This window comes from Arenibacter catalasegens, assembly GCF_002909235.1.
Taxonomy (GTDB): Bacteria; Bacteroidota; Bacteroidia; order Flavobacteriales; family Flavobacteriaceae; genus Arenibacter; species Arenibacter catalasegens.
Map to the genome: position 1 here is coordinate 90,611 of NZ_PHQQ01000005.1, position 24,802 is coordinate 115,412.

A 24,802-nucleotide genomic window follows, 5' to 3' on the forward strand; every position below is an offset into this window, starting at 1 on the left:
TTTGTTTTTTCAACCAAGTCTTATTTAGCAGCTAAAGTTAAGGTCGGTTAACATATCAAAAATTGAGACCTATGAGAAAATCTAGCTTACCCAAGGAAGCCTACCATCAGTTTTACGGAACCTATCTCTCTGTGTTGGACGATAGCGAACTACACGACCTATTGGTAATAGGAAAAAAAGAGATGAAGCTGTTTATCGAAAATATTCCAGTTGATAAATTGATTAGCTCTTATTCCAAAGGCAAATGGACTTTGGCAGAGGTACTACTACATATTATTGATGCTGAGCGGGTTTTTCAATATAGGGCACTTCGGTTCTTGCGTCATGATAAAACGCCCTTACCAGGTTTTGACCAAGACCTTTACGTTAGAGATTCCAACGCAAATTCTAGGAGTAAAGAAAGCTTAATAAATGAATTTAATGCGGTGAGGGAAGCGTCCATTACTCTTTTTCAAAACTTGGACAACAAAGACCTAAGCCGCAGTGGTATTGCCAGTAATATTGAATGGACAGTGGCTACGTTGGGGTTTGTGATTTGTGGTCATCAAAAGCACCATCTGCAAATTATTGCCAATAGATATTTACAACCTTAATCCAATTGAGACTCTTCTTCCTCTTGGTTTAGTTCCAATTCCATTTCATCTGAAGGATTGGTAAATTCAACCGCTTCTGGTTGTTCTTCCAATTCCTTTTCCATATTATCCTCGAAGTTCGAAATGAAATTGGCCAAACTTTTACTTATTTTTACCAGATAAATGCAGTTCTGGGTTTTTACCTCCACAGCCTCTATGATTTCACCATGGATATTTTTAAACATGATAATATCCTCATCACCATAGCCGTATGGATACATCTCAATTAAGCTAGTAGCCACTTCATGGCTCAGTTTTTTGTAATCTACAAGTTTCCGTAACATAGTTTGGTTTTTGCCCTGATAAAAATCGGGAGGGTTAATTATTTTACCTAAACTATAGAAAATTGAGAATCAAATTGTTAAAGAGTTGTAAAAAGGTTGTTTTTAGTATACGTAACGGTTATTCCGCGTAGTAAGCGAAGGCTTGTTCCAATAATTCTTGGGTAACTTTTACGTCTATAACAGGTTCTCCAATGCTTTTTAACAACACAAAATTGACATTACCATGTGAATTTTTCTTATCAAATTTCAATAAGGTCAAAATGGTTTCTATATCCTTTCTTTCAAAAGATATTTTGTTGTATCTCCCAAGGAAAGTAGCCTTGATATCTTCCAAAGCAATTTTACTCAGCCCAGTTAATTTAAAAGAAAGGAACCCCTCCAATATCATCCCGATGGCAATAGCCTCACCATGTAATAGAAGTTCGTGTTCTTCACTTTCCAAAAAATAGGACTCTACGGCATGACCAAGGGTATGCCCGTAGTTTAATATTTTTCTAAGATGCTGCTCAGTAGGGTCCTGTTGTACTACTGCATTTTTAATGGACACCGAGGTTAAGACATGCTGATCCAAATTATCAAAACTTGTAATTCCTTTCAGTTTTTCCCAATAACTGGCATCCCTGATTAGTCCGTGTTTCAGCATTTCCGCATATCCACTATTCAACTGCCGTTGGTCCAGAGTATTCAAAAAGTAGGTATCTACCACTACTATCTGTGGTTGATTTATAACCCCTACCTGATTCTTTAAGGGTCCTAAGTCCACACCAGTTTTTCCACCAACAGAGGCATCAACCATGGACAAGAGGGTAGTGGGGACATTAATGAAATCTATACCTCTTTTAAAACAAGAGGCCACAAACCCCCCAAGATCTGTAACAACACCACCCCCAAGATTGATCATAGCACTTTTACGGTCCGCATCCAACTCGGACAATACCTCCCAGACTTGAGTGCAGGTTGCAATATTTTTATTAACCTCACCTGCTTCTATTTCGATAATCTCAAAATCGTATTCGCCTTCAATTTTTGACATAAAAATAGGCAAACAGCAATTATGGGTGTTTTCATCTACCAAGACAAAGATTTTGGAATAATTGGATTTGGCCAAATGATTGTTCAGGGCCTCATAAGCCTTCTCATTAAAATGTACAGCGTAAGTGGATGTAGTAATAGAATTCATTATTGATCAATTTATGGCAAAATAAACACTATTTTAAATGATAAGAATATAAAATCTGTACTTATATTTGAATCCTTAATAAATTCATATAAATGAAGGATATTTTTGAGGATACCGCAACGGCATTTGCACTTAAAACCGACTCAGAATTAGAAAGGGCCTATTTTTTATTTAAATTAATTGCAAATGAACCCTTAGTTAAAATTGGTACTGCCGTGACCAACTTTGCCCTAAAGGCACATTTACCTGTTGAAAAACTTATAAGAGCAACTGTTTTTGATCATTTCTGCGGTGGAGTCAATGAGGATGAATGTTTGGTGGTCGCTGACAAAATGTTCGCCAAGGGGGTTAGTACAATTTTGGATTATTCGGTAGAAGGCAAGGAAATTGAAAATCAATTGGATTCCTGCTATGAAAAGGCCATGAAAACTCTGGATTTTGTTAAAGAGAATCCAGCAATACCCTTTATCGTTTTTAAACCCACTGGATTTGGACGATTTAAACTTTATCAAAAAATTACCGAGGGAGAAAAACTTACTACTGAAGAAAAGGAGGAATGGCAGCGTGTAATAAATAGATACGATAAGGTTTGCAAAAAGGCGCATGACTTGGAAGTATCTATTTTAATCGACGCCGAAGAAAGCTGGACACAGGGAGCAGCGGATGATTTAGCGGAAGAAATGATGCGGAAATACAATGGAAAGAAAGCCATTGTATTTAACACATTGCAAACTTACAGATGGGACCGGCTGGATTATTTAAAAAGACTCCATAAAGATGCGGCAAAAGGCAATTATTTGGTAGGAATGAAAGTGGTTCGAGGAGCCTATATGGAAAAAGAAAACGATAGAGCGGAGGAAAAAGGCTATCCATCACCAATTTGTCCATCCAAAAAAGCTACCGACGACAATTTTGATGCTGTTGTTGCTTATATGGTAGATAATTTAAATACCATTTCGCTTTTTGCTGGAACACATAATGAATTGAGCAGCTATCGTTTAATGGAACAAATGGCAGCCAAGAATATTGAACACAATGACCCTCGAATTTGGTTCGGACAATTATACGGCATGAGTGACCATATCTCCTTCAACTTGGCTAAAGAGGGCTACAATGTGGCCAAATACTTGCCTTTTGGACCTGTAAAGGACGTTATGCCCTATTTAATACGAAGAGCGGAAGAGAACACTTCGGTTGCGGGCCAGACCAGTAGGGAGCTTACACTATTAAAAAAAGAAAGAAAGAGGAGGGAAATCTAATAGGAAATACTTTCTATAACGGCCTTCTCCAAACAATTTTTCACTTTTAATGTGGCTGCCTTATCTTTTACCATCCCTTCAATAAAATAAGTTTTACAGGGACCGGCCTTGGTTTCACTATTGCCAAAGTCAACTTCTCCATTATGTAAAAAATCATTGATATTGGTACTGTCCAATTCTTTATTCATCAGAAGTGCGTTTATGCCATCGGCATAGGTAATTTGTTTGGATCTAATATCCTTGAGTGTCCTACAATTCGGAAAATAGCAGAATTCTGTTCCCGTTTCCTCAGATTTCTTCTTCAAAAAAATAGTCAAAAAAACCAAGCCAATAGATAATCCAAAAAGAAAGAAGCCCAAACGCTTTAAAAATGCCATAAATTAAAAAATAAGAAAATTAATGTCACTGTAAGAAAGGTCGAACCACTCTCCAACAGATTTATTGGTTAAAATACCGTGGTATAGATAAAGTCCGTTCCGTAGACCTTTATCAAATCGCAATGCATTTTCGAATCCCCCGTCTTCTCCAATTTTTAATAAATAAGGAGTAAAAATATTGCTTATGGAAATAGAGGCCGTTTTTGGATATCTAGACGGAATATTGGGCACCCCATAGTGAAGTACTCCATTTTTAATCTTTATAGGTTTGTCATGGGTTGTGATTTCACTAGATTCAAAACAGCCGCCCATATCAATACTGACATCAATAATTACAGCCCCTTTCTTCATTTGCTCCACCATAGTATTCGTTACCACAACAGGGGATCGATCTTTACCTCTTGTAGCTCCAATGGCCACATCACAACGTTTTAACGCTTTCAGTAAGTTTTTGGGCTGTATGGTAGAAGTATATACAGTTTGTCTTAAATTGGTCTGGATGCTGCGTAATTTAGTAATTGAATTATCAAAAACCTTTACATTGGCTCCTAGGCCAATTGCAGATCTTGCCGCAAACTCGCCCACAGTTCCTGCGCCAATAATAACCACCTCAACCGGTGGAACGCCGCTAATATTTCCAAACATTAGGCCATTCCCTTTATTAGTGGCCGCCATTATTTCAGAGGCGATCAATACAGAAGAAATTCCGGCAATTTCACTTAACGAACGCACGGCAGGATATTTACCGTCATCGTCCCTAATATACTCGAAGGCAATAGCTGTAATTCTCTTTTTAGCCAATTCCTCAAAATACTTCTTACTTTGGGTTTTGATCTGCAGGGCAGATATGATCGTAGATTGTGGATTTATCATCTGAACCTCCTGAATTGTAGGAGGTTCTACCTTTAAAATTATAGGGCAGGCAAAGACTTTCTTGGTATCCCTGGTAATTTCAGCTCCAGCTTTGGTAAATTCCAAATCTGAATAATTGGCACCATCGCCCGCTCCAGATTCTATAAGTATCCTATGTCCGTTGGCTGTAATTGCATTTACTGCATCCGGGGTAAGACAAATGCGTTTTTCTTGATATTGATTTTCTCTTGGAATCCCTATAAAAAGCTCTCCTTTTTGCCTTAAGATTTCTAAAGTCTCTTCTTGAGGCAGTAATTGCTGCTTACTAAACGGTGAGGAATGTTGGCTCATATGTTGTAAATCTGTTAGATATATTCCGATTCGTATTAGAACTACCCAAAATCAAAATTACGATATTTTTTCTTTTGCCATTTCTTCTTTTTGAAGGCCCTCTTTTTCCTTGGTCTCCTTTTCCTTATAAGCTTTCAATTCTCGGTCCATGGCCTCCAAATCAATTCCAAGAACATGCTTGTCAAATAACTTTAAACGAATGAAGTAAACAAAGGGTATAATCACCGTCATTATAGGTAGCAGCCAAAAAATTTCTACCTCATCTATAAACCGATCCTCGTAAATTAAGGAGACAATCTGAAAAGTAAACATGGATATGGGGATTAATAATACATGATACCACCAATGTTTACAGGTAAAAAACCACAGGACCAAAAGCAGCAGGGGTACAAATTTGGCCATAAACAACCACATAGTGGTAGTAATACTTAATTGGTATTGACTTTCATAAATAAAAAAATAGAGATCCAATGTACTACCTGAAGGGAAAAATTTATAGGAATAAAATATTAGTGGGGTCAACGCAATAATAACTGCTACTAAACTACCAATTAGAATACTTCTCGATTTCTTTTTCTTCGCGCTTTGGTCGAGATTTTGAAATAGTTTAAACATGTTTGTTATGGGGGGTAATAGTTTTGCTAATATTATAACAAAAAAAAAGGGCTTCTAGTATATAGAAACCCTTCTAAATTTAAAATTATATTTTAACCGTTTTTAGGTACTCTTATCTTCAATTTATCGATACCGTTCGCAGGTACTTTTATTTTTAATTTGTCAATATTTTGTTCATACAAGGAATCTTCTTCTGCCGTATTATTGGGGGTACAAGAAAAACTTACTAATGAAATACATGCTGCCATAGCAAAGCCTAGGGAAATTTTCTTAATGTTCATGGTTTTTTATAGGATTTAAGTTCGATAAAGGGTTTAATGTAAAACAAAAATAGAAAAAAAAACCACACAGCATGCATTACATCGATGAAATGTGACATTTTAGCAGAATAGATAAACACTTCGTCGATTATTGCGATTTTGGAGTCGCGACCTAAGTGAATGGAGGATAAAATACAATTATTCTTAATTTAGGATTAAACGGATTTAAATTCTCTAGGAAGTGGCAACTATAAAATGGTAAGTCGCCTTGTTTTTTCATCCAAAATTTCAATTTTGATTTCCGTTCTTGTTTCTGGAAGAATTCCTTTTATTTTTTCGGGCCATTCCATAAAAATCCAAGTATCGGTACTTAAATAGTCCTCTATTCCAAGGTCCCATGCTTCCGATTCATCTTCCAATCGATAAAAATCAAAATGATACCCTAGGAGCTCTCCATTTATTCTTTGATACTCGTTTACAATACCAAAAGTAGGACTGCTAGTAGAGCCAACGCCTTCCAATTCTTTAACCAATGCTTTTATTAGCGTAGTTTTCCCTGCGCCCATTTCTCCATAAAAGCAGAGTATTTTCGAAGGAACATTGTCAATTAACTGTTTTGCAACATATGATATTTGCGAAATTGTGTAGGGGATAATCATCTTAGAAAAATTAAAATATGCGCAATTTAAATCCAATTCCCGACTTATTAAAACTCACTTTAAAGGTCCAACCATTTTGAACGGGATCATCGTGGTTCCAGCACAACAAAAGGAAGAATCATCTCTTCCATGGAAACCCCTCCGTGTTGATAGGTATTCCGGTAATAATTAACATAATGGTTATAGTTGTTGGGATAGGCAAAAAACAGGTCGTTTTTTGCAAAAATATAAGAACTACTCACATTTATATTCGGTAGGAATATTTTTTTTGGGTCTTTTGCCTCCAATACATCCTTCCGCTCATAAGTAAGGCTCCGTCCTGTTTTGTAGCGCAGGTTTAGACTTGTTTCCTTATCACCGATAACCTTGGAAGGTTGCTTAACATTTATGGTGCCATGGTCTGTAGTAATGATCAATTTTAAACCAAGACCTTGTGCCTGCTGTATTATTTCCAATAAAGGTGAATTCTTAAACCAACTCTGTGCCAAAGAGCGGTATGCCTTATCATTAGCGGCCAATTCCTTTACTACCTCCATTTCTGTTTTGGAATGGGACAACATATCTACAAAGTTGTACACTATCACCGTAAGGTCATTATCCTTCTGAGACCTAAAGTTTTGGGATAGGTGTTTGCCCTGTTTTAGGCTGCTTATTTTATGGTATTCCCACTTTAAATCCAGCCCTAATCTTTTTAACTGAGCCTCTAAAAATTCCGCTTCAAAAAGATTCTTGCCTCCTTCCTCTGTGTCATTTCTCCACCATTGGGGATATTTTTTCTCCATATCCAAAGGAGTAAGCCCGGAGAATATAGAATTCCTTGCATATTGGGTAGCAGTAGGTAAAATACTGAAGTATGGGACTTCCTTGCGTTTTCTATAAAAGGAATTTAAAGTATCTTCAAAAGACAACCATTGATCATATCGCAAATTATCAATGACCACCACCAATGTTTTGTTATCCTTTAGTTCGGGTTTAATTAATTGTCCAAATAGGGTGTGAGACATAACGGGGCCGTCTTTATCGCTAAACCAATTGGCATAATTTTTTTCCACAAACTTCCCAAACTGCTGGTTAGCTTCCGTTTTTTGGGACTCTAAAATCTCGAACATCCCAGAATCCTCTATTTCCTCCAATCGCAATTCCCAATAAATAAGTTTTTTATATAGTTCTGCCCATTCTTCATAGCTATTGACCATCGCCAATTCCATTGCAATTTTCCTGAATTCCTGCTGATAGTTTGCCGTCGTTTTTTCGGATACTAGCCTAGAATGGTCCAAATTCTTTTTCAATGATAAAAGAATTTGATTAGGGTTAACCGGCTTTATTAAATAATCGGCTATTTTAGAACCTATGGCCTCTTCCATAATTAACTCTTCCTCACTTTTGGTAATCATTACTACCGGAAGGGAATTATTGATCACCTTTATTTCGTTCAATGTTTCCAAACCTGAGATACCAGGCATATTTTCATCCAAAAAAACAATATCTACATGTGTTACTTTTAATTCATCCAGCGCCTCCCTACCACTTAGACAGGTTATGACCTTATAATTTTTGCCTTCTAAAAATAAGATATGTGGTTTTAATAAATCTATTTCATCATCTACCCAAAGTATTGTTATCTTGTTCATTTAGTCCTTATATTTGCCTGCGTAAAGAATTCTGGTTTTGATAAAATCAAATAAGCTTAAAATTTTCAATGATCCAATTTACGGATTTATCGGAATACCCAATGCACTAATCTTTAATCTAATCGCGGAGCCCTATTTTCAACGGTTGCGGAGAATCTCCCAAATGGGGTTGTCCTACCTCGTTTATCCGGGCGCCCACCATACGCGTTTCCATCATGCAGTAGGAAGTATGTACCTAATGCAACAGGCCATTAACGTATTACGGTTTAAGTCCATCGAAATTACAAAAGAGGAAGAGGATGGACTACTATGTGCCATATTATTACATGATATTGGACACGGACCTTTTTCACATGCTATGGAACACAGTATCGTGGAGGGAGTAAATCATGAACATATATCTTTATTGTTCATGGAAGCCCTAAACCAAAAATACAAGGGTCAACTAACTATTGCCATCGCCATCTTTAAAGGTCAATATCCTAAAAAATTCTTAAACCAATTAGTCTCCAGTCAGTTGGACATGGATAGGATGGACTATTTAAAGAGGGACAGTTTCTATACCGGTGTAGCAGAGGGAAATATCAATTCGGAAAGACTACTCACCATGTTGAATGTTGTTAACGGGGAACTAGTCATTGAAGAGAAGGGAATATACTCGGTTGAAAAATTTTTAATGGCAAGACGTTTTATGTATTGGCAGGTTTATTTGCATAAAACAGGCCTGGTGGCCGAACAACTTTTGATTAAGATCTTACAAAGAGCCAAGGAATTGTTGGCCAAGGGTGAAAAAATAGAATTTAACGGTGCCTTAAAGTTCTTTATGGAAAACAAAATACCTAAAGGAGATTTTTCACAGGATAAGTTGGATTTATTTGCCCAATTAGATGATGTTGATATTTTAGCCGCCATTAAGAATTGGCAGAACCATGCTGATTTTGTCTTATCCAGACTGTGTAAGATGATCCTAGAACGTAGGTTATTGCACGTTAAACTAAAGAATAAACCTATTAATGAGGCTAAGCTGAAGAAACACTTTTTAAATTTCAAAAATCAACATCAGTTATCCGATGAAGAAACGGCATATTTTGTGTTTTCTGGGGAGATACAAAACCAGGCCTATAACTCAGAAAGTCAGAATATAAACATTCTGCATGGAAACGGTAAAATTGTCGATGTTGCCAAGGCGTCCGATCAACAATATTTGAAAACGCTTTCCAAGACCGTAACCAAATATTATATGTGCTATCCTAAAGTTTCCGTTTAACTATTTTTCTTACTTTTGTCCACATGATATTTACAGCAAGCCAAATCGCGGGTATTTTAGAAGGAGACGTGGAGGGGAATCCAGAAATAGCTGTTCACAAATTATCGAAGATAGAGGAAGGCGAAAAAGGAGCACTCACTTTTCTTGCCAATCCCAAATACACTTCATATATCTATACTACAAAAGCCTCCATAACAATTGTAAACAGAGACTTTGTACCAGACCATCATTTAGAAACCACCTTAATCAAAGTGGATGATGCCTACAAATCATTTTCAAAATTATTGGAATATTACAATCAGGTAAAAAATAACAAGGTTGGGATTGAGGAACCGGTATTTAAGTCGGAATCTGCAAGCTACGGCAAGGACTTTTATTTAGGTGCCTTCGCCTATTTGGGCAATAATGTAATAATCGGGGATAATGTTAAAATCTATCCCAATGTTTATATAGGTGATAATGTTACCATTGGCAATGGAGTAGTCATTTTTGCAGGGGCCAAAATTTATTCGGAAACCCGTATTGGCAACAATTGTGTTGTCCATAGCGGAGTTGTTATAGGAGCTGATGGCTTTGGATTTGCACCCACTGAAAATGGTGAATATATTACGATTCCCCAGACGGGCAACGTAATTATTGAAGACAATGTTGATATTGGGGCAGGCACTACAATTGACAGAGCCACCCTGGGTTCTACCATCTTAAGAAGAGGCGTAAAGTTGGATAACCAAATTCAAATTGCGCACAATGTGGAAATTGGGGAACATACCGTGATTGCCGCCCAAACAGGAATAGCGGGATCTACCAAAATTGGAAAATATTGTAAAATAGGAGGTCAAGTAGGGATTGTTGGACATATAGTAATAGGAGATCGAGTGAAAATTCAGGCACAATCCGGTATTGGTAGAAATGTTAAGGATGATGAGATTTTGCAAGGTTCCCCGGCTTTGAATTATGGGGATTACAATAAATCTTACGTACATTTTAAAAATCTACCAAAGATAATTAATAGACTAGAACACATTGAAAAAAAGGATTGACTGTGAGTAACACAACTACAAAACAAAGGACAATTGCAAATGAAATTACCCTCAAGGGTGTTGGTTTGCATACAGGGGAAAATGTAACATTGAAATTTGTTCCCGCCCCTGAAAATTTTGGTTATGCTTTTAAGCGTGTAGACCTTGAAGGGGAACCCATAATAGAGGCTGACGCTAATTATGTGGTAAATACCCAACGCGGAACCAACTTGGAAAAACGAGGAGTGAAAATTCAAACTTCAGAACATGTTCTTGCCGCCTTGGTGGGATTGGAAATAGACAATGTTCTAATAGAGTTGAATGCTCCGGAACCACCAATAATGGACGGTTCCTCCAAATATTTTGTAGAAGCTCTAGAGCAGGCAGGAATCGTTGAGCAAAATGCTTTTCGGGATGAGTTTGTGATAAAGGATGTCATCTCCTATAGAGATGAGGAAACAGGCAGTGAGATTACTATTATCCCAGCGGACAACTACCAGGTAACCACCATGGTCGATTTTGGGACAAAAGTACTGGGTACGCAAAATGCCACTTTAGAAAATTTAAGTGAGTTTAAGTCGGAAATAGCGGATGCAAGAACTTTTAGTTTTTTGCATGAGTTGGAAATGTTGCTCGAAAACGGATTAATTAAAGGTGGTGATCTTAATAACGCTATTGTTTATGTAGATAAGGAAATTTCCGATTCTACTATGAAAAAGTTGGAAAAGGCCTTTAATAAGAAGAAATTATCGGTAAAGCCTAATGGTATATTGGATAACTTAACCCTGCATCAGCCCAACGAGGCAGCCAGACATAAGTTATTGGACGTTATTGGTGACCTTGCACTTACCGGAACTCGTATAAGGGGTAAAGTAATTGCCAATAAACCAGGTCATTTTGTGAATACACAGTTCGCCAAAAAATTGTCCAAAATCATTAAAATGGAAAAGAGAAATCACGTTCCACAATATGATTTAAACAAGCCGCCTTTGATGGATATTCATCAAATCATGGATATGTTGCCCCACAGACCACCTTTCTTGCTTTTGGATAGAATTTTGGAACTGTCGGACGAACACGTGGTGGGCATGAAGAATGTTACCATGAACGAGCCATTTTTTGTAGGGCATTTCCCAGGAGCTCCAGTAATGCCTGGAGTGCTTCAGGTAGAAGCCATGGCCCAAACAGGTGGTATTTTGGTCCTAAGTACAGTTCCTGATCCCGAGAATTACCTAACGCTTTTCATGAAGATCGATAATGTGAAGTTTAAACAAAAGGTATTGCCCGGTGACACCTTAATTTTTCATTGTAGTTTAATAACTCCTATAAGAAGGGGTATATGTCATATGCAGGCCTATGCCTATGCCAATAGCAAATTGGTTTGCGAAGCTGAAATGATGGCCCAAATAGTCAAAAAAAATAAAGGATGAATCAACCACTAGCCTACATTCACCCTGGAGCTAAAATTGCCAAAAATGTTGTAGTAGAACCTTTTACAACAATTCATAATAATGTAATCATAGGAGATGGTACGTATATCGGTTCCAACGTCACCATTATGGAAGGTGCTCGTATCGGAAAAAACTGTAACATTTTTCCTGGTGCTGTTATTTCTGCACCTCCCCAAGATTTAAAATATGATGGAGAGGAAACCACAGTTGTCATAGGGAACAATACTACCATTAGAGAATGTGCCACAATACATAAGGGCACATCGGATAGAATGAAGACCGTAATCGGTGACAATTGTTTAATAATGGCTTATTGTCATATAGCGCATGATTGCCTTGTAGGTAACAACTGTATTTTTTCCAACAACTCCACTTTGGCTGGACATGTAACCATTGGAGACAATGTAATCTTGGCCGGATTGGTAGCTGTACATCAATTTGTATCCATAGGAAGACACGCCTTTGTAACGGGAGGTTCTCTGGTGAGGAAAGATGTCCCCCCTTTTGTAAAGGCGGCACGGGAACCCTTATCTTATGTTGGGATTAATTCCGTTGGATTAAGAAGAAGGCATTTTGATTCCGATAAAATCAGGGAAATTCAAAATATTTACAGAATACTATATCAAAAGAATTACAACAATACCCAAGCAGTTCAGATTATTGAAGCCGAAATGGAGGCTACTCCGGAAAGGGATGAAATTTTACAATTTATAAGAGATTCACAAAGAGGAATCATGAAAGGTTATTTTAGTACAAATTAAAATTATATGGCATCAACATCAGATATTAGAAAAGGATTGTGCATTAGGTACAATAACGACATTTATAAAATAATCGAGTTTCTTCATGTGAAACCTGGAAAAGGCCCTGCTTTTGTAAGGACAAAACTTAAAAGTGTAAGTAGTGGAAAAGTGTTGGACAATACATTTTCCGGTGGCTCAAAGATTGAGGATGTACGGGTAGAAACCCGCTCTTATCAATTTTTATATGCGGAAGGAGAAACCTACCACTTTATGAATACGGATGATTACAACCAAATAACCCTACAGGAGAGTTCCTTGGATTCCGCCAATTTATTAAAGGAAGGAGAAGTAGTAACTATCCTTTTCAATACAGAGGATAGCATGCCGCTTTCCGTAGATATGCCTGCCAGTGTTGTTTTGGAAGTCACCTATGCGGAACCTGGAGTTAAGGGCAATACCGCCACCAATGCAACCAAGCCTGCCAAAGTGGAAACAGGAGCCACCGTCAATGTCCCACTTTTCATCAACGAGGGCGATAAAATAAAAATTGATACGGAAAAAGGCGCGTATATGGAGCGTGTTAAAGAATAGTGTAGTTTGTACGAGGCTTTTCGGACCATTGGCAATATAGAACCTAACAATTATGAAATTTCCATCTCCTTATTCACTTAACCAGATTGCTACCATAATCAACGCTGAATATGTAGGGCATGAAGATTTTCCAGTGTTGGGCATGAACGAAATCCATGTAGTGGAAAAAGGTGATATCGTTTTTGTTGATCATCCCAAATACTACGATAAGGCCCTTAACTGTGCGGCATCAATAGTTTTGATCAACAAAAAGGTCGATTGCCCTGAGGGAAAGGCTTTATTGATTTCAGACGATCCGTTTAGGGATTTTAATATACTGACGCTCTTTTTTAAACCCTTTATACAAGCCGAAAATAGAATCTCCACGCTGGCCAAAATTGGCAAGAACACCGTTATTCAACCCAATTGTTTTATTGGAAACAATGTGGTTATTGGCGATAACTGTCTTATACATTCCAACGTATCCATATACGATAACTGTATAATTGGAAACAATGTTACCATTCATGCGGGATCTGTTTTGGGATCGGACGCCTTTTATTACAAGAAAAGACCAGAAGGATTTGATAAACTAATTTCTGGCGGCAGGGTAGTAATTCAGGATAACGTGGACATAGGTGCACTTTGTACTGTGGACAGAGGCGTAACAGGGGATACGCTAATTAAAAAGGGCACAAAATTAGACAATCAGGTGCAAGTAGGCCACGATACGGTAATTGGTGAGATGTGCTTAATAGCATCCCAAACCGGTATTGCTGGTTGTGTAATAATTGAGGATGAGGTTACTATATGGGGACAGGTTGGTGTAACAAGTGCTGCTACGATTGGAAAAAAAGCAGTTATAAGCGCACAATCGGGAGTTTCAAAATCCTTGGAAGGGGGAAAAAGTTATTTTGGGAGCCCAGCAGAGGAATTTAGGGAAAAATTAAAACAGTTGGCTTATATAAAGCAAATCCCTATAATTTTAAATAGATTAGAAAATAAATATGCAGAAGAATAGTTTAGAATTCCTTTTCAAAACTTTATTTTTGCAACAATTCAATAAACCAAATATATAATGAGCGTTTTAGTAAATAAAGATTCCAAAATTATTGTTCAAGGGTTTACAGGCAGTGAAGGCACATTTCATGCTGAACAGATGATCGAATACGGCACCAATGTAGTTGGTGGTGTAACTCCGGGTAAAGGTGGACAAGAGCATTTGGGAAGACCTGTGTTTAACACAGTTGAAGAAGCTGTACAAAAAGTTGGTGCCGATACCACCATCATTTTTGTTCCACCAGCTTTTGCTGCAGACGCAATAATGGAAGCTGCTAGCGCTGGAATAAAAGTGATAATAACAATTACGGAAGGGATTCCTGTTGCCGATATGGTAAAGGTCTATGACTACATAAAGCATATGGACTGCAGATTGGTTGGACCTAACTGTCCAGGAGTAATCACCCCAGGGGAAGCAAAAGTAGGTATTATGCCAGGTTTTGTCTTTAAAAAGGGGCATGTAGGAATTGTTTCCAAATCAGGAACTTTAACCTATGAGGCAGCAGACCAAGTAGTACGTCAAGGTCTTGGAATTACAACCGCTATAGGAATTGGGGGTGACCCAATAATTGGCACCACCACTAAAGAAGCTGTAGAATTATTGATCAACGACCCAGATACAAATTGTGTGGTTATGATAGGTGAGATTGGTGGCCAGTTGGAAGCCGATGCTGCACAATGGTATAAAGCCAGTGGAAGCAAAAAACCCATCGTTGGCTTTATCGCTGGTGAAACCGCTCCTGCAGGTAGAACCATGGGGCATGCCGGTGCTATAGTAGGAGGTAGTGATGATACTGCTCAGGCAAAGAAACGAATTATGAAAGAATGTGGTATCCACGTTGTTGATTCGCCTGCTGAAATTGGCTTAAAAGTAAAACAAGTCTTGGGATAACCCATTTTTTATAAAATTAGTTTCCGTTTATACTGTACTACCGATCACTTCGGAATTATTCAGGATAGACGGGATTTTTTTTGCCTAAAATCGTTAAAATATCTAAAAATTTTAATGGCATTGTGGGCAAAAATTTTAAAACAGATAAAACATAACCTATATTTGATTATCAACTAAGAAACTAAAGACAGATGAAGTTACTAGAAGGAAAAAACGCAATAATCACTGGAGCAAGTAGAGGTATAGGAACAGGAATAGCAAAGGTTTTTGCCGAGCACGGTGCAAATGTTGCATTTACGTATAGTTCCAGTGAAGCGCCAGCCTTAGCCTTGGAAAAAGAGTTGAGCGCCTATGGCATTAAAGCTAAAGCCTATAAGAGCAACGCCGCCAGTTTTGCAGATTCTGAAAAATTGGTATCCGACGTTTTGGAAGATTTTGGGGGTGTCATCGATATTTTAATCAACAATGCCGGTATTACCAAGGATAATCTACTAATGAGAATGGGTGAAGATGATTTTGATGCTGTTATAGAAATCAATTTAAAATCGGTATTCAATATGACTAAGGCCGTTCAGCGTACCATGCTTAAACAAAGAAAGGGCTCTATAATAAACATGAGTAGTGTCGTAGGAGTAAAGGGTAACGCAGGACAATCCAATTATGCTGCTTCCAAAGCTGGAATGATCGGATTTACCAAATCTATTGCCCTAGAACTAGGCTCCAGAAATATAAGATGTAATGCCATTGCACCCGGATTTATTGAGACCGAAATGACCGATAAGTTGGATGAAAAAGTAGTACAGGGATGGAGAGACGGTATTCCGTTAAAAAGAGGAGGTCAGCCAGAAGATGTTGCCAATGCATGCTTGTTTTTGGCTTCTGACCTTTCTGCCTATATAACAGGACAAGTTTTAAATGTTGATGGCGGAATGCTTACCTAAGATTAGTTGATCAGATAGGGCGTAACAAGGCTTGGTCTTAAATATTTATTTGGTAATGGTGGCAAAGTGCCATAATCTATACCATAGATATGGGATTCCTAATCGCCCTCCAATCTTCTATCAGCTAACAAGTTCCAATGACAAAATATGATGCAAATACAAACAGTACTTTATATATTGCTCGCAGCCCTTGTGGCATTGGCACTTGTACTGTTTCAATATTATTATAAAAACAAAAGGAAGGGAAAACTTCAAGTAGTCCTTTCCTTTTTTCGATTTTTGTCCATATTTGGTACCTTGTTGCTTATTGTAAATCCAAAATTTGTTAAGAAAGAATATTCTTTGGAAAAAGCAAATTTGGTACTGTTGACAGATAATTCAACTTCAATTACTACCCAAGACAAATCGCAAGTGAGTGCCAACCTGACCTCGCTAAAAAACAATGATTTCTTGTCCGAAAGGTTCAATATAGTAAACTATAATTTTGGGGCAGACCTTTCATTAACAAATGTTCTTAGCCTTACCGAAAAAAGCACCGATATTTCAAAAGCCTTGTCAGGTCTTAATGAAATATATTCAGGTTCCAATTCTGCCATAGTCCTTTTTTCTGATGGGAATCAAACCATAGGAGAAGATTATGAATTTTATGGAAAAAGACAACGCTTCCCTATTTACCCTATTGTTTTGGGCGACACTACCAAGTATGATGACCTCCTAATACACCAGGTAAATACGAATAAATATGCCTTTTTAAAGAATAAATTCCCAATAGAAGTTTTTATTTCCTACGATGGTCAGGAAGATATTAGCTCAGAATTGCAAATCCTTATCGATGGCAAATTGACTTATAAAGAAAAGGTTTCCCTTTCCTCTTTGTCCAACACTAAAATTATTAGCACACAATTAGAAGCTAGCACAGTTGGTGTAAAAAATATTAAGGTGGTTATAGCTCCATTGCCCAATGAAAAAAATAAGGTGAACAATGAAAAATTATTGGCCTTGGAAGTTCTTGATGAAAAAACAAATGTAGTTATTGTTTCCAGTATTCTCCACCCAGACATTGGAGCACTTAAAAAAGCTATTGAGAGCAATGAACAAAGGTTGGTATCCATCTACAAACCTGATGTTGATTTAAGTAAATTGGAAGAAGTGGACGTATATATTCTCTACCAACCGGATGCTTCTTTTGATAGAATTTACAAACAAATTCAATTGCGAAAATCCAATTCATTTACGATTTTGGGAACCTATGCCGACTTTAATTTTATAAACAGCATTCAAAAGAACTATGTAATTGGAACCGGTTATCCTATTCAGGAAGTTTTCCCTGTCCTAAATAATGTCTTTTCCAAATTTGATGTTTCCGATTTCTCGTTTGAGGGTTTTCCTCCACTAATAACCAATGCAGGATCCGTAGACGTTTTGGGCATAAGCGCACCTATGCTAAATATGCGGATAAAAGGGGTGGAAATGAACCAAGCTTTAATGACCATTGCTGAGGAAGGTGTATCCAAACATGCAGTATTGAATGGAGAGAATATATGGAAATGGAGACTTCACAGCTACAGAAACGATCAAACTTTTAAGAATTTTGATGCCTTTCTGGGAAAATTGATCCTTTATCTATCAACCTCCAAAGGCAAAAACAGATTTGTATTGGAATATAACCCAATTTACAACAACAGCCGTGAAACAAAAATAAGGGCTACCTATTTTGATGAAGCCTTTTCCTTTGATACCAATGCCTCTATAAATGTAAAAGTCACAGATAAACCTACCAACAAGTCTTTAGAGATTCCTATGTTGTTAAAAGAAGGGTATTACGAGGCTGATCTAAGTAATTTATCCTCGGGAGAATATAATTTCACTGCTACTGTAACTAAGGAAAACCTAAGTAAGTCTGGCAGTTTTTCTATTTTGGACTTTGATGCCGAAAAACAATTCTCTTCCAGTAATTATCAAAAACTCCAGCGACTGGCAAACAATACCAAGGGAAGGTTATATTTTCCTGAGCAAATGGATTCTTTGATAAAGGATTTGGAAGGCGACCTTAACTTCATACCTATTCAAAAAAGCAAACAAATTGTTGTACCTTTGATTGATTTTAAATTTCTTTTGGGTGTAATTATTGCGGCGCTATCGTTGGAGTGGTTTATCAGAAAGTATAATGGATTAACTTAATAAATAATAAATATAATAAATGGACAAATTACCAAAAATTGCATTACCAGTAATATTCGCTGTCATAGTACTAGCCATATTAATCTCAAAATCGGCCATTACCATTGGCTCAGGTGAAGCCGGCGTGTTATATAAAACTTTTTCCGGTGGTGTGGTTACGGACGAACCACCTTTGGGTGAAGGGTTCCACATTGTAGCACCTTGGAACAAGGTTTTTATATATGAGGTAAGGCAACAAGAAGTTTTAGAAAAAATGCAGGTATTGTCATCCAACGGTCTTGAAATTAAGTTGGAAGCTTCAGCTTGGTTTGAGCCTAAAAGAGAATTTATAGGAAAACTGCACCAAGAAAAAGGTACGGAATATATACAACGTGTATTATTGCCTACCATTAGGTCTGCTGCTAGAAGTGTTGTTGGAAGATATACTCCGGAACAACTGTATTCCAGTAAGAGGGATGCCATACAACAGGAAATCTTTGAAGAAACTCAAAAAATTGTTGATGGCCAATACATTCAGCTCAACGAAATTTTGGTTAGGGATGTAACCCTTCCAGCTACCATTAAGGAGGCCATTGAACGTAAACTTAAGCAGGAACAAGAATCTTTGGAGTATGAATTTAGATTGGTCACTGCACAGAAGGAAGCCCAAAAGGTAATCATAGAGGCCCAAGGTAAAGCAGATGCCAATACTATTCTTAGTGCTTCCTTGACCGATAAGATATTGCGGGATAAAGGAATTGATGCCACCATTAAACTAGCAGAGTCCCCTAATTCTAAGGTGATAGTTATTGGTAGTGGGGATACGGGCATGCCTATTATCTTAGGTAATCAATAATAATTTAACAATTTTGGAATAAATTGTTCTGTATAAATTTCCCAAGGTTGAAAAATAGTTTTAATTTTGTCATATCATGAAAAACACAAGGACACATCATCATCATTTCTTCACTTGCAGTCAAGCGAGCTAGGAATGTATTGTTGTATCTAAACTATATTCTAACCCGTTTGAGCAATCAAACGGGTTTTGTATTTAACAACCTGTTAGACTTGTTCAGGCCAAAAACAAAAAATTAAGAAATGAAAAAAATTAGAATTGCTATCCAGAAAAGTGGCCGTTTAAATGAGGACTCACTTCAAATATTAAAAGATTGTGGTATTTCTATTGATAACGGCAAAGACCAGCTAAAAGCCTCCTCTAGAAATTTTCCTTTGGAGGTGTTTTATCTTAGAAATGGGGATATTCCGCAATACTTAAGGGATGGGGTTGTAGATATTGCCATTATTGGTGAAAATGTCCTAATTGAAAAAGGTGATGATATTTCCATTGCTGAGAAACTGGGCTTTTCCAAATGCAAAGTGTCTTTAGCTATTCCTAAATCGGTCAAGTACAATTCAGTTAAAGATTTTGAAGGTAAAAGAATTGCTACTTCGTATCCAAATACCGTAAAAAATTACTTGGCCAGCAAAGGAGTAAAAGCAGATCTTCATATTATCAGCGGTTCTGTGGAAATTGCCCCCAATATTGGTTTGGCTGATGCCATTTGTGATATTGTCTCAAGTGGAAGTACACTGTTCAAGAATAATTTGAAAGAAGTTGAGGTAATGTTGACCAGTGAGGCCGTACTTGCTGTTTCTCCGAAAATTTCCCAGGAAGGAACCGATTTGCTGGAAAATTTAAGATTTAGAATTCAATCCGTTTTACGCGCCAGACAGTCCAAATATGTTCTATTGAACGCTCCAAACAATAAATTGGATGAAATTATCGGTCTGCTGCCGGGTATGAGGAGTCCCACAGTACTGCCCTTGGCAGAAGAAGGATGGAGCTCTGTACATACTGTGATCAACAAGGACAAGTTCTGGGAAGTTATCCAGGAGCTTAAAAAAGCCGGAGCTGAAGGTATATTGGTTTGCCCCATTGAAAAAATGGTGCTATAACACTAAACCATATGGCTACTAAATTTCATATGGAGCTCATTCTAAGAGAGAATATAAATGATATTTTGCCTTTTGTACAAATGCTCAATAACGATAAGATTCCTGTAGAAATTCTTAATAAAAGATTACAGGATATGCTCAAGGACGGATATCAATGTTTGGGTGCCTATGATAAAGAAGTACTTATTGGCATTTGTGGAATATGGGTTCTAAACAAATTATATGTAGGTAAACATGTTGAACCGGACAATGTCTATGTAGTGCCAGAATTTCGCAGTTCTGGGGTTGGGAAATTAATGATGGATTGGGTATTTAATTATGCGGTAGAGATCGGATGCGATGCCTCTGAGGTAAACTGCTATATAAAAAATGAAAAAGGCGTTCAGTTTTGGAACAATCAAGGTTATAAAGCCATAGGTTACCACATGCAAAAAGTATTATAGTAATGAATAAAATATACGAACCACAGCGAGCAGACTGGAAGGAAGTTTTAAAAAGACCTACCCAAACTATTGCCGATATCGAGGATATGGTGAATGCTGTTTTTATGGAAATAAAGACTGGCGGCGATTCCGTGGTAAGCAACTATACCAAAAAGTTTGATGGAGTGGTTTTACCGGACGCATTTGTATCGCGCTTAGAGATAGAGGAGTCTGAGAAAATGATTTCCAGCGATTTAAAGTCGGCCATTAAACAGGCTAAAAACAATATTGAAATATTTCATAAGGCACAAAAAACGGATAAAGTTTCCGTAGAAACTGCTAGTGGTGTCCAATGCTGGCAAGAAAAACGTCCAATACAAAAAGTAGGATTGTACATACCAGGAGGTACGGCGCCATTGTTTTCTACTATTTTAATGTTGGCAGTACCGGCGAATATTGCGGGGTGCCAGGAAATTATATTATGTACCCCTCCAAACAAGGAAGGAAAGGTACATCCGGCTATATTATATACGGCCAACCTATGTGGGGTTACCAAAATATTTAAAGTTGGAGGCATTCAGGCCATTGCCAGCATGACCTTTGGAACGGAAACAATTCCTCCCGTGTTTAAAATATTTGGGCCAGGAAATCAATTTGTAACCGTTGCCAAACAAATAGCCACTAAATACGGCGTGGCCATTGATATGCCCGCAGGACCCAGTGAACTTTTGGTGATGGCAGATGATACAGCCAATGCGGCATTTGTAGCATCAGATCTATTGAGTCAGGCAGAACATGGCGTGGATAGTCAGGTCATTTTGGTATCCACTTCCAAAAATCTGATAGATGCTGTTGAAGCGGAAGTGGCCGAGCAAATTAAAGTTTTACCCAGAAAAGAAATAGCCGAAAAAGCCATCGCCAATAGTAAATTAATCTACGTGGAAAGTCAACAGACAGCTGTAGATCTAATAAATGAATACGGTCCGGAACATTACATTCTATGTGTTAAAAATGAAGAATTTTTCCTAAGACAAACCTATAATGCCGGTTCTGTTTTTATTGGGAATTACACTCCGGAAAGTGCAGGGGATTACGCGTCTGGTACAAATCATACCCTTCCTACCAACGGCTACGCAAAACAGTATAGCGGTGTTAACCTAGATAGTTTTATGAAAAGTATGACTTTTCAAAAAATATCGGAAAAAGGAATTCAGGAAATTGGCAATACCATAGAGTTGATGGCCGAAGCAGAAGGGCTACAGGCCCATAAGAATGCAGTTACCCTGAGATTGAACAGTTTAAAATAATAGAAACTCAGAATTGATATAGCGGAGACAAACACAATTTGGGTACTATGCCGAAAAGTCTACATAGAATGAAAACAAAAATATTCAACATCAATAATATAGTACGGGAGAACGTAAAAGGATTGAGTCCTTATTCCTCTGCAAGGGATGAATATGTTTCGGACGGTTCAAAAATGGTATTTTTGGATGCCAATGAAAACCCTTTTGAATCCGGTGTGAACAGGTATCCAGATCCACATCAAAGACGTTTAAAGGAAGTCTTGGCAGAAAATAAGGGAGTTTCCAAACAACAACTTCTTTTAGGGAATGGTAGTGATGAGGTGTTGGATTTAATATTTCGTGCCTTTTGTGAACCCAAAGAGGACAATATTATCTCTTTACCACCAACCTATGGTATGTATAAGGTACTTGCAGGCATAAACAATGTAGAGAATAGAGAAGTATTGCTGACAAAGGAATTTGAACCCAATGTATCAGAAATACTCAAAGTAGCGGATCAGAAGAGTAAATTACTTTTTCTATGCTCACCAAATAATCCAACGGGAAATAGTTTCTCGAGCAGTAGTATTAGGGAATTGTTGGAAAATTTCAATGGATTGGTAGTGATCGATGAGGCTTATATCGACTTCTCAAGTGAAGTTAGCTGGATTTCGGAATTAAAAAACTATCCCAATTTAGTTGTAACCCAAACCTTATCCAAAGCCTATGGGATGGCAGGTATTAGATTGGGAACCTGCTATGCTTCGGAAGAAATAATAGGTGTATTGAATAAAATTAAACCTCCATACAATGTTAATGAATTAACGCAGCAAAGAGCCTTAGAGAGGGTTTTGGATGTAAATGCTGTTAATTTGGAGGTAATAGATATTTTAACGGAAAGAGAGTCCCTTTTTAATGTGTTGCGACAAGTAGATTTTGTAGAAAATATATTTCCCACAGACGCAAATTTTATTTTGGCCAAGGTGGATGATGCCACAAAGAGATATAATCAACTTTTAAAAATGGGCATCGTAGTTCGGAACAGAACCACACAGCCACTTTGTGAAAATACCCTGAGATTTACAGTGGGAACCAAAGAAGAAAATAAGAAATTAATAAGCGCATTGCAAAATATAACAACCATATAATATTATGAGTCCGGATACGAACAAAAATGGTAAAAAAGTTCTATTTATAGATAGGGATGGCACCATTATTAAAGAAACTATAGACGAGCAAATAGACGCTTTTGAAAAAATGGTATTTTACCCCAAGGCATTTACCTTTTTGGGGAAAATAGCAAAGGAGTTGGATTATGAATTGGTAATGATTACCAATCAGGATGGCTTGGGAACCGATATATTTCCTGAAGACACCTTTTGGCCGGTACATAATTTTATAATGAAATCCTTCGAAAACGAAGGGGTTGTTTTTGATAAAGTATTTCTAGATCGAACTTTCCCTCATGAAAATGCCAATACCAGAAAGCCCGGAACAGGTTTGTTAACGGCATATTTTTCGGAAGATTATGATTTGGAAAATTCCTTTGTCATAGGGGATCGATTAACGGATGTTGAATTGGCCAAGAATTTAGGGGCCAAAGGAATTTTCATTAATGACAATACCAATTTAGGCACAGGGGAAATATCCGTCAAAAGAGATGAATTGGATAATTACATCGCCTTGGAAAGCAATGATTGGGAAAAGATATACGAGTTTTTAAAATTGAAAGATCGGGTTTCTGAAATAACACGCAAAACCAATGAAACCGATATTTTTATAAAATTAAATTTAGACGGTACCGGTAAAGGCAATATAAGCACAGGGCTGGATTTCTTTGACCATATGCTAGATCAATTGGCTCGTCATGGTCAAATGGACCTAGAAATCAAGGTAAATGGGGATTTGGAAGTAGACGAGCATCATACCATTGAAGATACGGCCATAGCTTTAGGCGAGGTGTTTCATAAAGCACTGGGCAATAAATTAGGTATAGAAAGATATGGATTTTGTCTGCCTATGGACGACTGTCTGGCACAGGTAGCCATTGATTTTGGCGGACGAAACTGGTTAGTATGGGAAACAGAATTCAACAGGGAAATGATTGGAAAAATGCCAACTGAAATGTTTTATCATTTCTTTAAATCATTCACCGATGGGGCCAAGGCCAACCTAAATATTAAAGCAGAAGGCAATAATGAACACCATAAAATAGAAGCTATTTTTAAGGCATTTGCCAAGGCCATTAAAATGGCCGTGAAGCGCGATGTTGAAAAAATGGTGCTTCCCAGTACCAAAGGGGTTTTATAGGAGTTAAAATAGCTGTCCAAAGGACAAAGAAAAATGAAGATAGTAATTATTGATTACGGGGCCGGGAATATTCAGAGCATTAAATTTGCCTTTCAACGCTTGGGCTTTGAGGCTATATTAAGCCATGACCCAAACGAAATTATGACAGCCGATAAGGTGATTTTTCCAGGGGTAGGAGAGGCAAGCAGTGCCATGAAGAAATTGCGTGAAAGTAAATTGGACCAGATTATTCCTAAGCTAAAACAACCAGTGTTGGGAATTTGCCTGGGAATGCAATTAATGTGTCATTCTTCGGAAGAAGGCGATACCCAAGGCCTTGGCATTTTTGATGTAGATGTAGTTAAGTTCTCCAAAAAGGTCAAAGTTCCACAGATAGGATGGAATGAAATCACCAATTTAAAATCCGATCTATTCAAAAATATAAAAGAAAAGGAACACATCTATCTAGTACATAGTTTTTATGCCCCTTTATGCAAGGAAACCATTGCTGAAGCTGAATATGAATTAGGATATAGTGCCGCTCTAAAAAAGGATAATTTTTATGGAACTCAATTCCATCCAGAAAAGAGTAGCGAAGTGGGGGAGAAGATTCTTAAAAATTTTATTGATAGTCTCACCAGTTAATA

General features: G+C 37.5%; 26 protein-coding genes. 18 read left to right on the plus strand and 8 right to left on the minus strand.

Annotated elements, in window-relative coordinates; all coding sequences use genetic code 11:
* The first annotated feature begins 71 nt into the window (after positions 1–71).
* On the plus strand, positions 72–593 hold the full coding sequence (locus CWD90_RS05950; protein WP_103475021.1) for a DinB family protein: 522 nt from the start codon (positions 72–74) through the stop codon (positions 591–593).
* On the opposite strand, the gene CWD90_RS05955 is transcribed toward CWD90_RS05950, so the two are convergent.
* The gene (locus CWD90_RS05955) at positions 590–916 is read right to left on the minus strand and encodes a hypothetical protein (protein WP_103475022.1); all 327 of its coding nucleotides are present in this window, start codon (positions 914–916) and stop codon (positions 590–592) included. The genes CWD90_RS05950 and CWD90_RS05955 overlap by 4 nt on opposite strands.
* 118 nt (positions 917–1,034) lie before the next feature.
* Positions 1,035–2,096, minus strand: coding sequence for a 3-dehydroquinate synthase (aroB, locus tag CWD90_RS05960; protein ID WP_103475023.1), 1,062 nt, complete (start codon positions 2,094–2,096; stop codon positions 1,035–1,037).
* A gap of 92 nt (positions 2,097–2,188) precedes the next feature.
* Between aroB and CWD90_RS05965 the strand changes: the two genes are divergently transcribed.
* A complete protein-coding gene (locus CWD90_RS05965; RefSeq protein ID WP_103475024.1) occupies positions 2,189–3,355 on the plus strand; it encodes a proline dehydrogenase family protein in 1,167 nt (388 codons plus the stop codon).
* Here CWD90_RS05965 and CWD90_RS05970 read toward each other — a convergent pair.
* The 6 genes from CWD90_RS05970 to porX all read right to left on the minus strand — a co-directional run bounded on the left by CWD90_RS05970 (position 3,352) and on the right by porX (position 8,100).
* Positions 3,352–3,732: a hypothetical protein gene (locus tag CWD90_RS05970; protein ID WP_103475025.1), complete on the minus strand. Its 381-nt coding sequence runs from the start codon at positions 3,730–3,732 to the stop codon at positions 3,352–3,354. The genes CWD90_RS05965 and CWD90_RS05970 overlap by 4 nt on opposite strands.
* Before the next feature lie 3 nt (positions 3,733–3,735).
* On the minus strand, positions 3,736–4,935 hold the full coding sequence (locus tag CWD90_RS05975) for an alanine dehydrogenase (RefSeq protein WP_103475026.1): 1,200 nt from the start codon (positions 4,933–4,935) through the stop codon (positions 3,736–3,738).
* 57 nt (positions 4,936–4,992) lie between these two features.
* Positions 4,993–5,550 carry a hypothetical protein gene (locus CWD90_RS05980; RefSeq protein ID WP_103475027.1) on the minus strand — a complete coding sequence of 186 codons (558 nt, stop codon included), beginning with the start codon at positions 5,548–5,550 and terminating at the stop codon, positions 4,993–4,995.
* 92 nt (positions 5,551–5,642) lie between these two features.
* Positions 5,643–5,831: a hypothetical protein gene (locus CWD90_RS05985; RefSeq protein WP_103475028.1), complete on the minus strand. Its 189-nt coding sequence runs from the start codon at positions 5,829–5,831 to the stop codon at positions 5,643–5,645.
* A gap of 227 nt (positions 5,832–6,058) precedes the next feature.
* A complete protein-coding gene (tsaE, locus tag CWD90_RS05990; RefSeq protein WP_103475029.1) occupies positions 6,059–6,469 on the minus strand; it encodes a tRNA (adenosine(37)-N6)-threonylcarbamoyltransferase complex ATPase subunit type 1 TsaE in 411 nt (136 codons plus the stop codon).
* 86 nt (positions 6,470–6,555) lie between these two features.
* Positions 6,556–8,100 (minus strand): T9SS response regulator signal transducer PorX, encoded by a 1,545-nt coding sequence (gene porX / locus CWD90_RS05995; protein ID WP_103475030.1) that lies wholly within the window; start codon positions 8,098–8,100, stop codon positions 6,556–6,558.
* Positions 8,101–8,137: 37 nt separating this feature from the next.
* Between porX and CWD90_RS06000 the strand changes: the two genes are divergently transcribed.
* The 16 genes from CWD90_RS06000 to hisH all read left to right on the plus strand — a co-directional run bounded on the left by CWD90_RS06000 (position 8,138) and on the right by hisH (position 24,800).
* A complete protein-coding gene (locus CWD90_RS06000; RefSeq protein ID WP_103475031.1) occupies positions 8,138–9,367 on the plus strand; it encodes an HD domain-containing protein in 1,230 nt (409 codons plus the stop codon).
* A gap of 23 nt (positions 9,368–9,390) precedes the next feature.
* On the plus strand, positions 9,391–10,407 hold the full coding sequence (lpxD, locus tag CWD90_RS06005; protein ID WP_103475032.1) for a UDP-3-O-(3-hydroxymyristoyl)glucosamine N-acyltransferase: 1,017 nt from the start codon (positions 9,391–9,393) through the stop codon (positions 10,405–10,407).
* Positions 10,408–10,409: 2 nt separating this feature from the next.
* Complete coding sequence (locus CWD90_RS06010; RefSeq protein WP_103475033.1) at positions 10,410–11,816, plus strand: bifunctional UDP-3-O-[3-hydroxymyristoyl] N-acetylglucosamine deacetylase/3-hydroxyacyl-ACP dehydratase; 1,407 nt, start codon at positions 10,410–10,412, stop codon at positions 11,814–11,816.
* Positions 11,813–12,598, plus strand: coding sequence for an acyl-ACP--UDP-N-acetylglucosamine O-acyltransferase (lpxA, locus tag CWD90_RS06015; RefSeq protein WP_103475034.1), 786 nt, complete (start codon positions 11,813–11,815; stop codon positions 12,596–12,598). The genes CWD90_RS06010 and lpxA overlap by 4 nt, the downstream gene beginning before the upstream one ends.
* A 6-nt stretch (positions 12,599–12,604) precedes the next feature.
* Positions 12,605–13,171: an elongation factor P gene (efp, locus tag CWD90_RS06020; protein ID WP_103475035.1), complete on the plus strand. Its 567-nt coding sequence runs from the start codon at positions 12,605–12,607 to the stop codon at positions 13,169–13,171.
* A 52-nt stretch (positions 13,172–13,223) separates the two neighbouring features.
* Positions 13,224–14,171: a UDP-3-O-(3-hydroxymyristoyl)glucosamine N-acyltransferase gene (locus tag CWD90_RS06025; RefSeq protein ID WP_103475036.1), complete on the plus strand. Its 948-nt coding sequence runs from the start codon at positions 13,224–13,226 to the stop codon at positions 14,169–14,171.
* Between the two features lie 57 nt (positions 14,172–14,228).
* Positions 14,229–15,101, plus strand: coding sequence for a succinate--CoA ligase subunit alpha (gene sucD / locus CWD90_RS06030; protein WP_103475037.1), 873 nt, complete (start codon positions 14,229–14,231; stop codon positions 15,099–15,101).
* A gap of 191 nt (positions 15,102–15,292) precedes the next feature.
* Entirely contained in the window at positions 15,293–16,042 is a 750-nt protein-coding gene (fabG, locus tag CWD90_RS06035) for a 3-oxoacyl-[acyl-carrier-protein] reductase (protein WP_103475038.1), read from the plus strand.
* Between the two features lie 147 nt (positions 16,043–16,189).
* Positions 16,190–18,223 carry a VWA domain-containing protein gene (locus CWD90_RS06040; protein ID WP_239986473.1) on the plus strand — a complete coding sequence of 678 codons (2,034 nt, stop codon included), beginning with the start codon at positions 16,190–16,192 and terminating at the stop codon, positions 18,221–18,223.
* A 19-nt stretch (positions 18,224–18,242) separates the two neighbouring features.
* The gene (locus CWD90_RS06045) at positions 18,243–19,058 is read left to right on the plus strand and encodes a prohibitin family protein (RefSeq protein WP_103475039.1); all 816 of its coding nucleotides are present in this window, start codon (positions 18,243–18,245) and stop codon (positions 19,056–19,058) included.
* Between the two features lie 242 nt (positions 19,059–19,300).
* Positions 19,301–20,158 (plus strand): ATP phosphoribosyltransferase, encoded by an 858-nt coding sequence (gene hisG, locus CWD90_RS06050; RefSeq protein ID WP_103475040.1) that lies wholly within the window; start codon positions 19,301–19,303, stop codon positions 20,156–20,158.
* Between the two features lie 11 nt (positions 20,159–20,169).
* On the plus strand, positions 20,170–20,601 hold the full coding sequence (locus CWD90_RS06055; RefSeq protein ID WP_103475041.1) for a GNAT family N-acetyltransferase: 432 nt from the start codon (positions 20,170–20,172) through the stop codon (positions 20,599–20,601).
* Positions 20,602–20,603: 2 nt separating this feature from the next.
* Positions 20,604–21,887: a histidinol dehydrogenase gene (gene hisD, locus CWD90_RS06060; RefSeq protein ID WP_103475042.1), complete on the plus strand. Its 1,284-nt coding sequence runs from the start codon at positions 20,604–20,606 to the stop codon at positions 21,885–21,887.
* 68 nt (positions 21,888–21,955) lie between these two features.
* Positions 21,956–23,014, plus strand: coding sequence for a histidinol-phosphate transaminase (gene hisC / locus CWD90_RS06065; protein ID WP_103475043.1), 1,059 nt, complete (start codon positions 21,956–21,958; stop codon positions 23,012–23,014).
* A gap of 4 nt (positions 23,015–23,018) precedes the next feature.
* A complete protein-coding gene (gene hisB / locus CWD90_RS06070) occupies positions 23,019–24,176 on the plus strand; it encodes a bifunctional histidinol-phosphatase/imidazoleglycerol-phosphate dehydratase HisB (protein WP_103475044.1) in 1,158 nt (385 codons plus the stop codon).
* A 33-nt stretch (positions 24,177–24,209) separates the two neighbouring features.
* Complete coding sequence (gene hisH, locus CWD90_RS06075) at positions 24,210–24,800, plus strand: imidazole glycerol phosphate synthase subunit HisH (protein ID WP_103475045.1); 591 nt, start codon at positions 24,210–24,212, stop codon at positions 24,798–24,800.
* Positions 24,801–24,802: the final 2 nt, after the last annotated feature.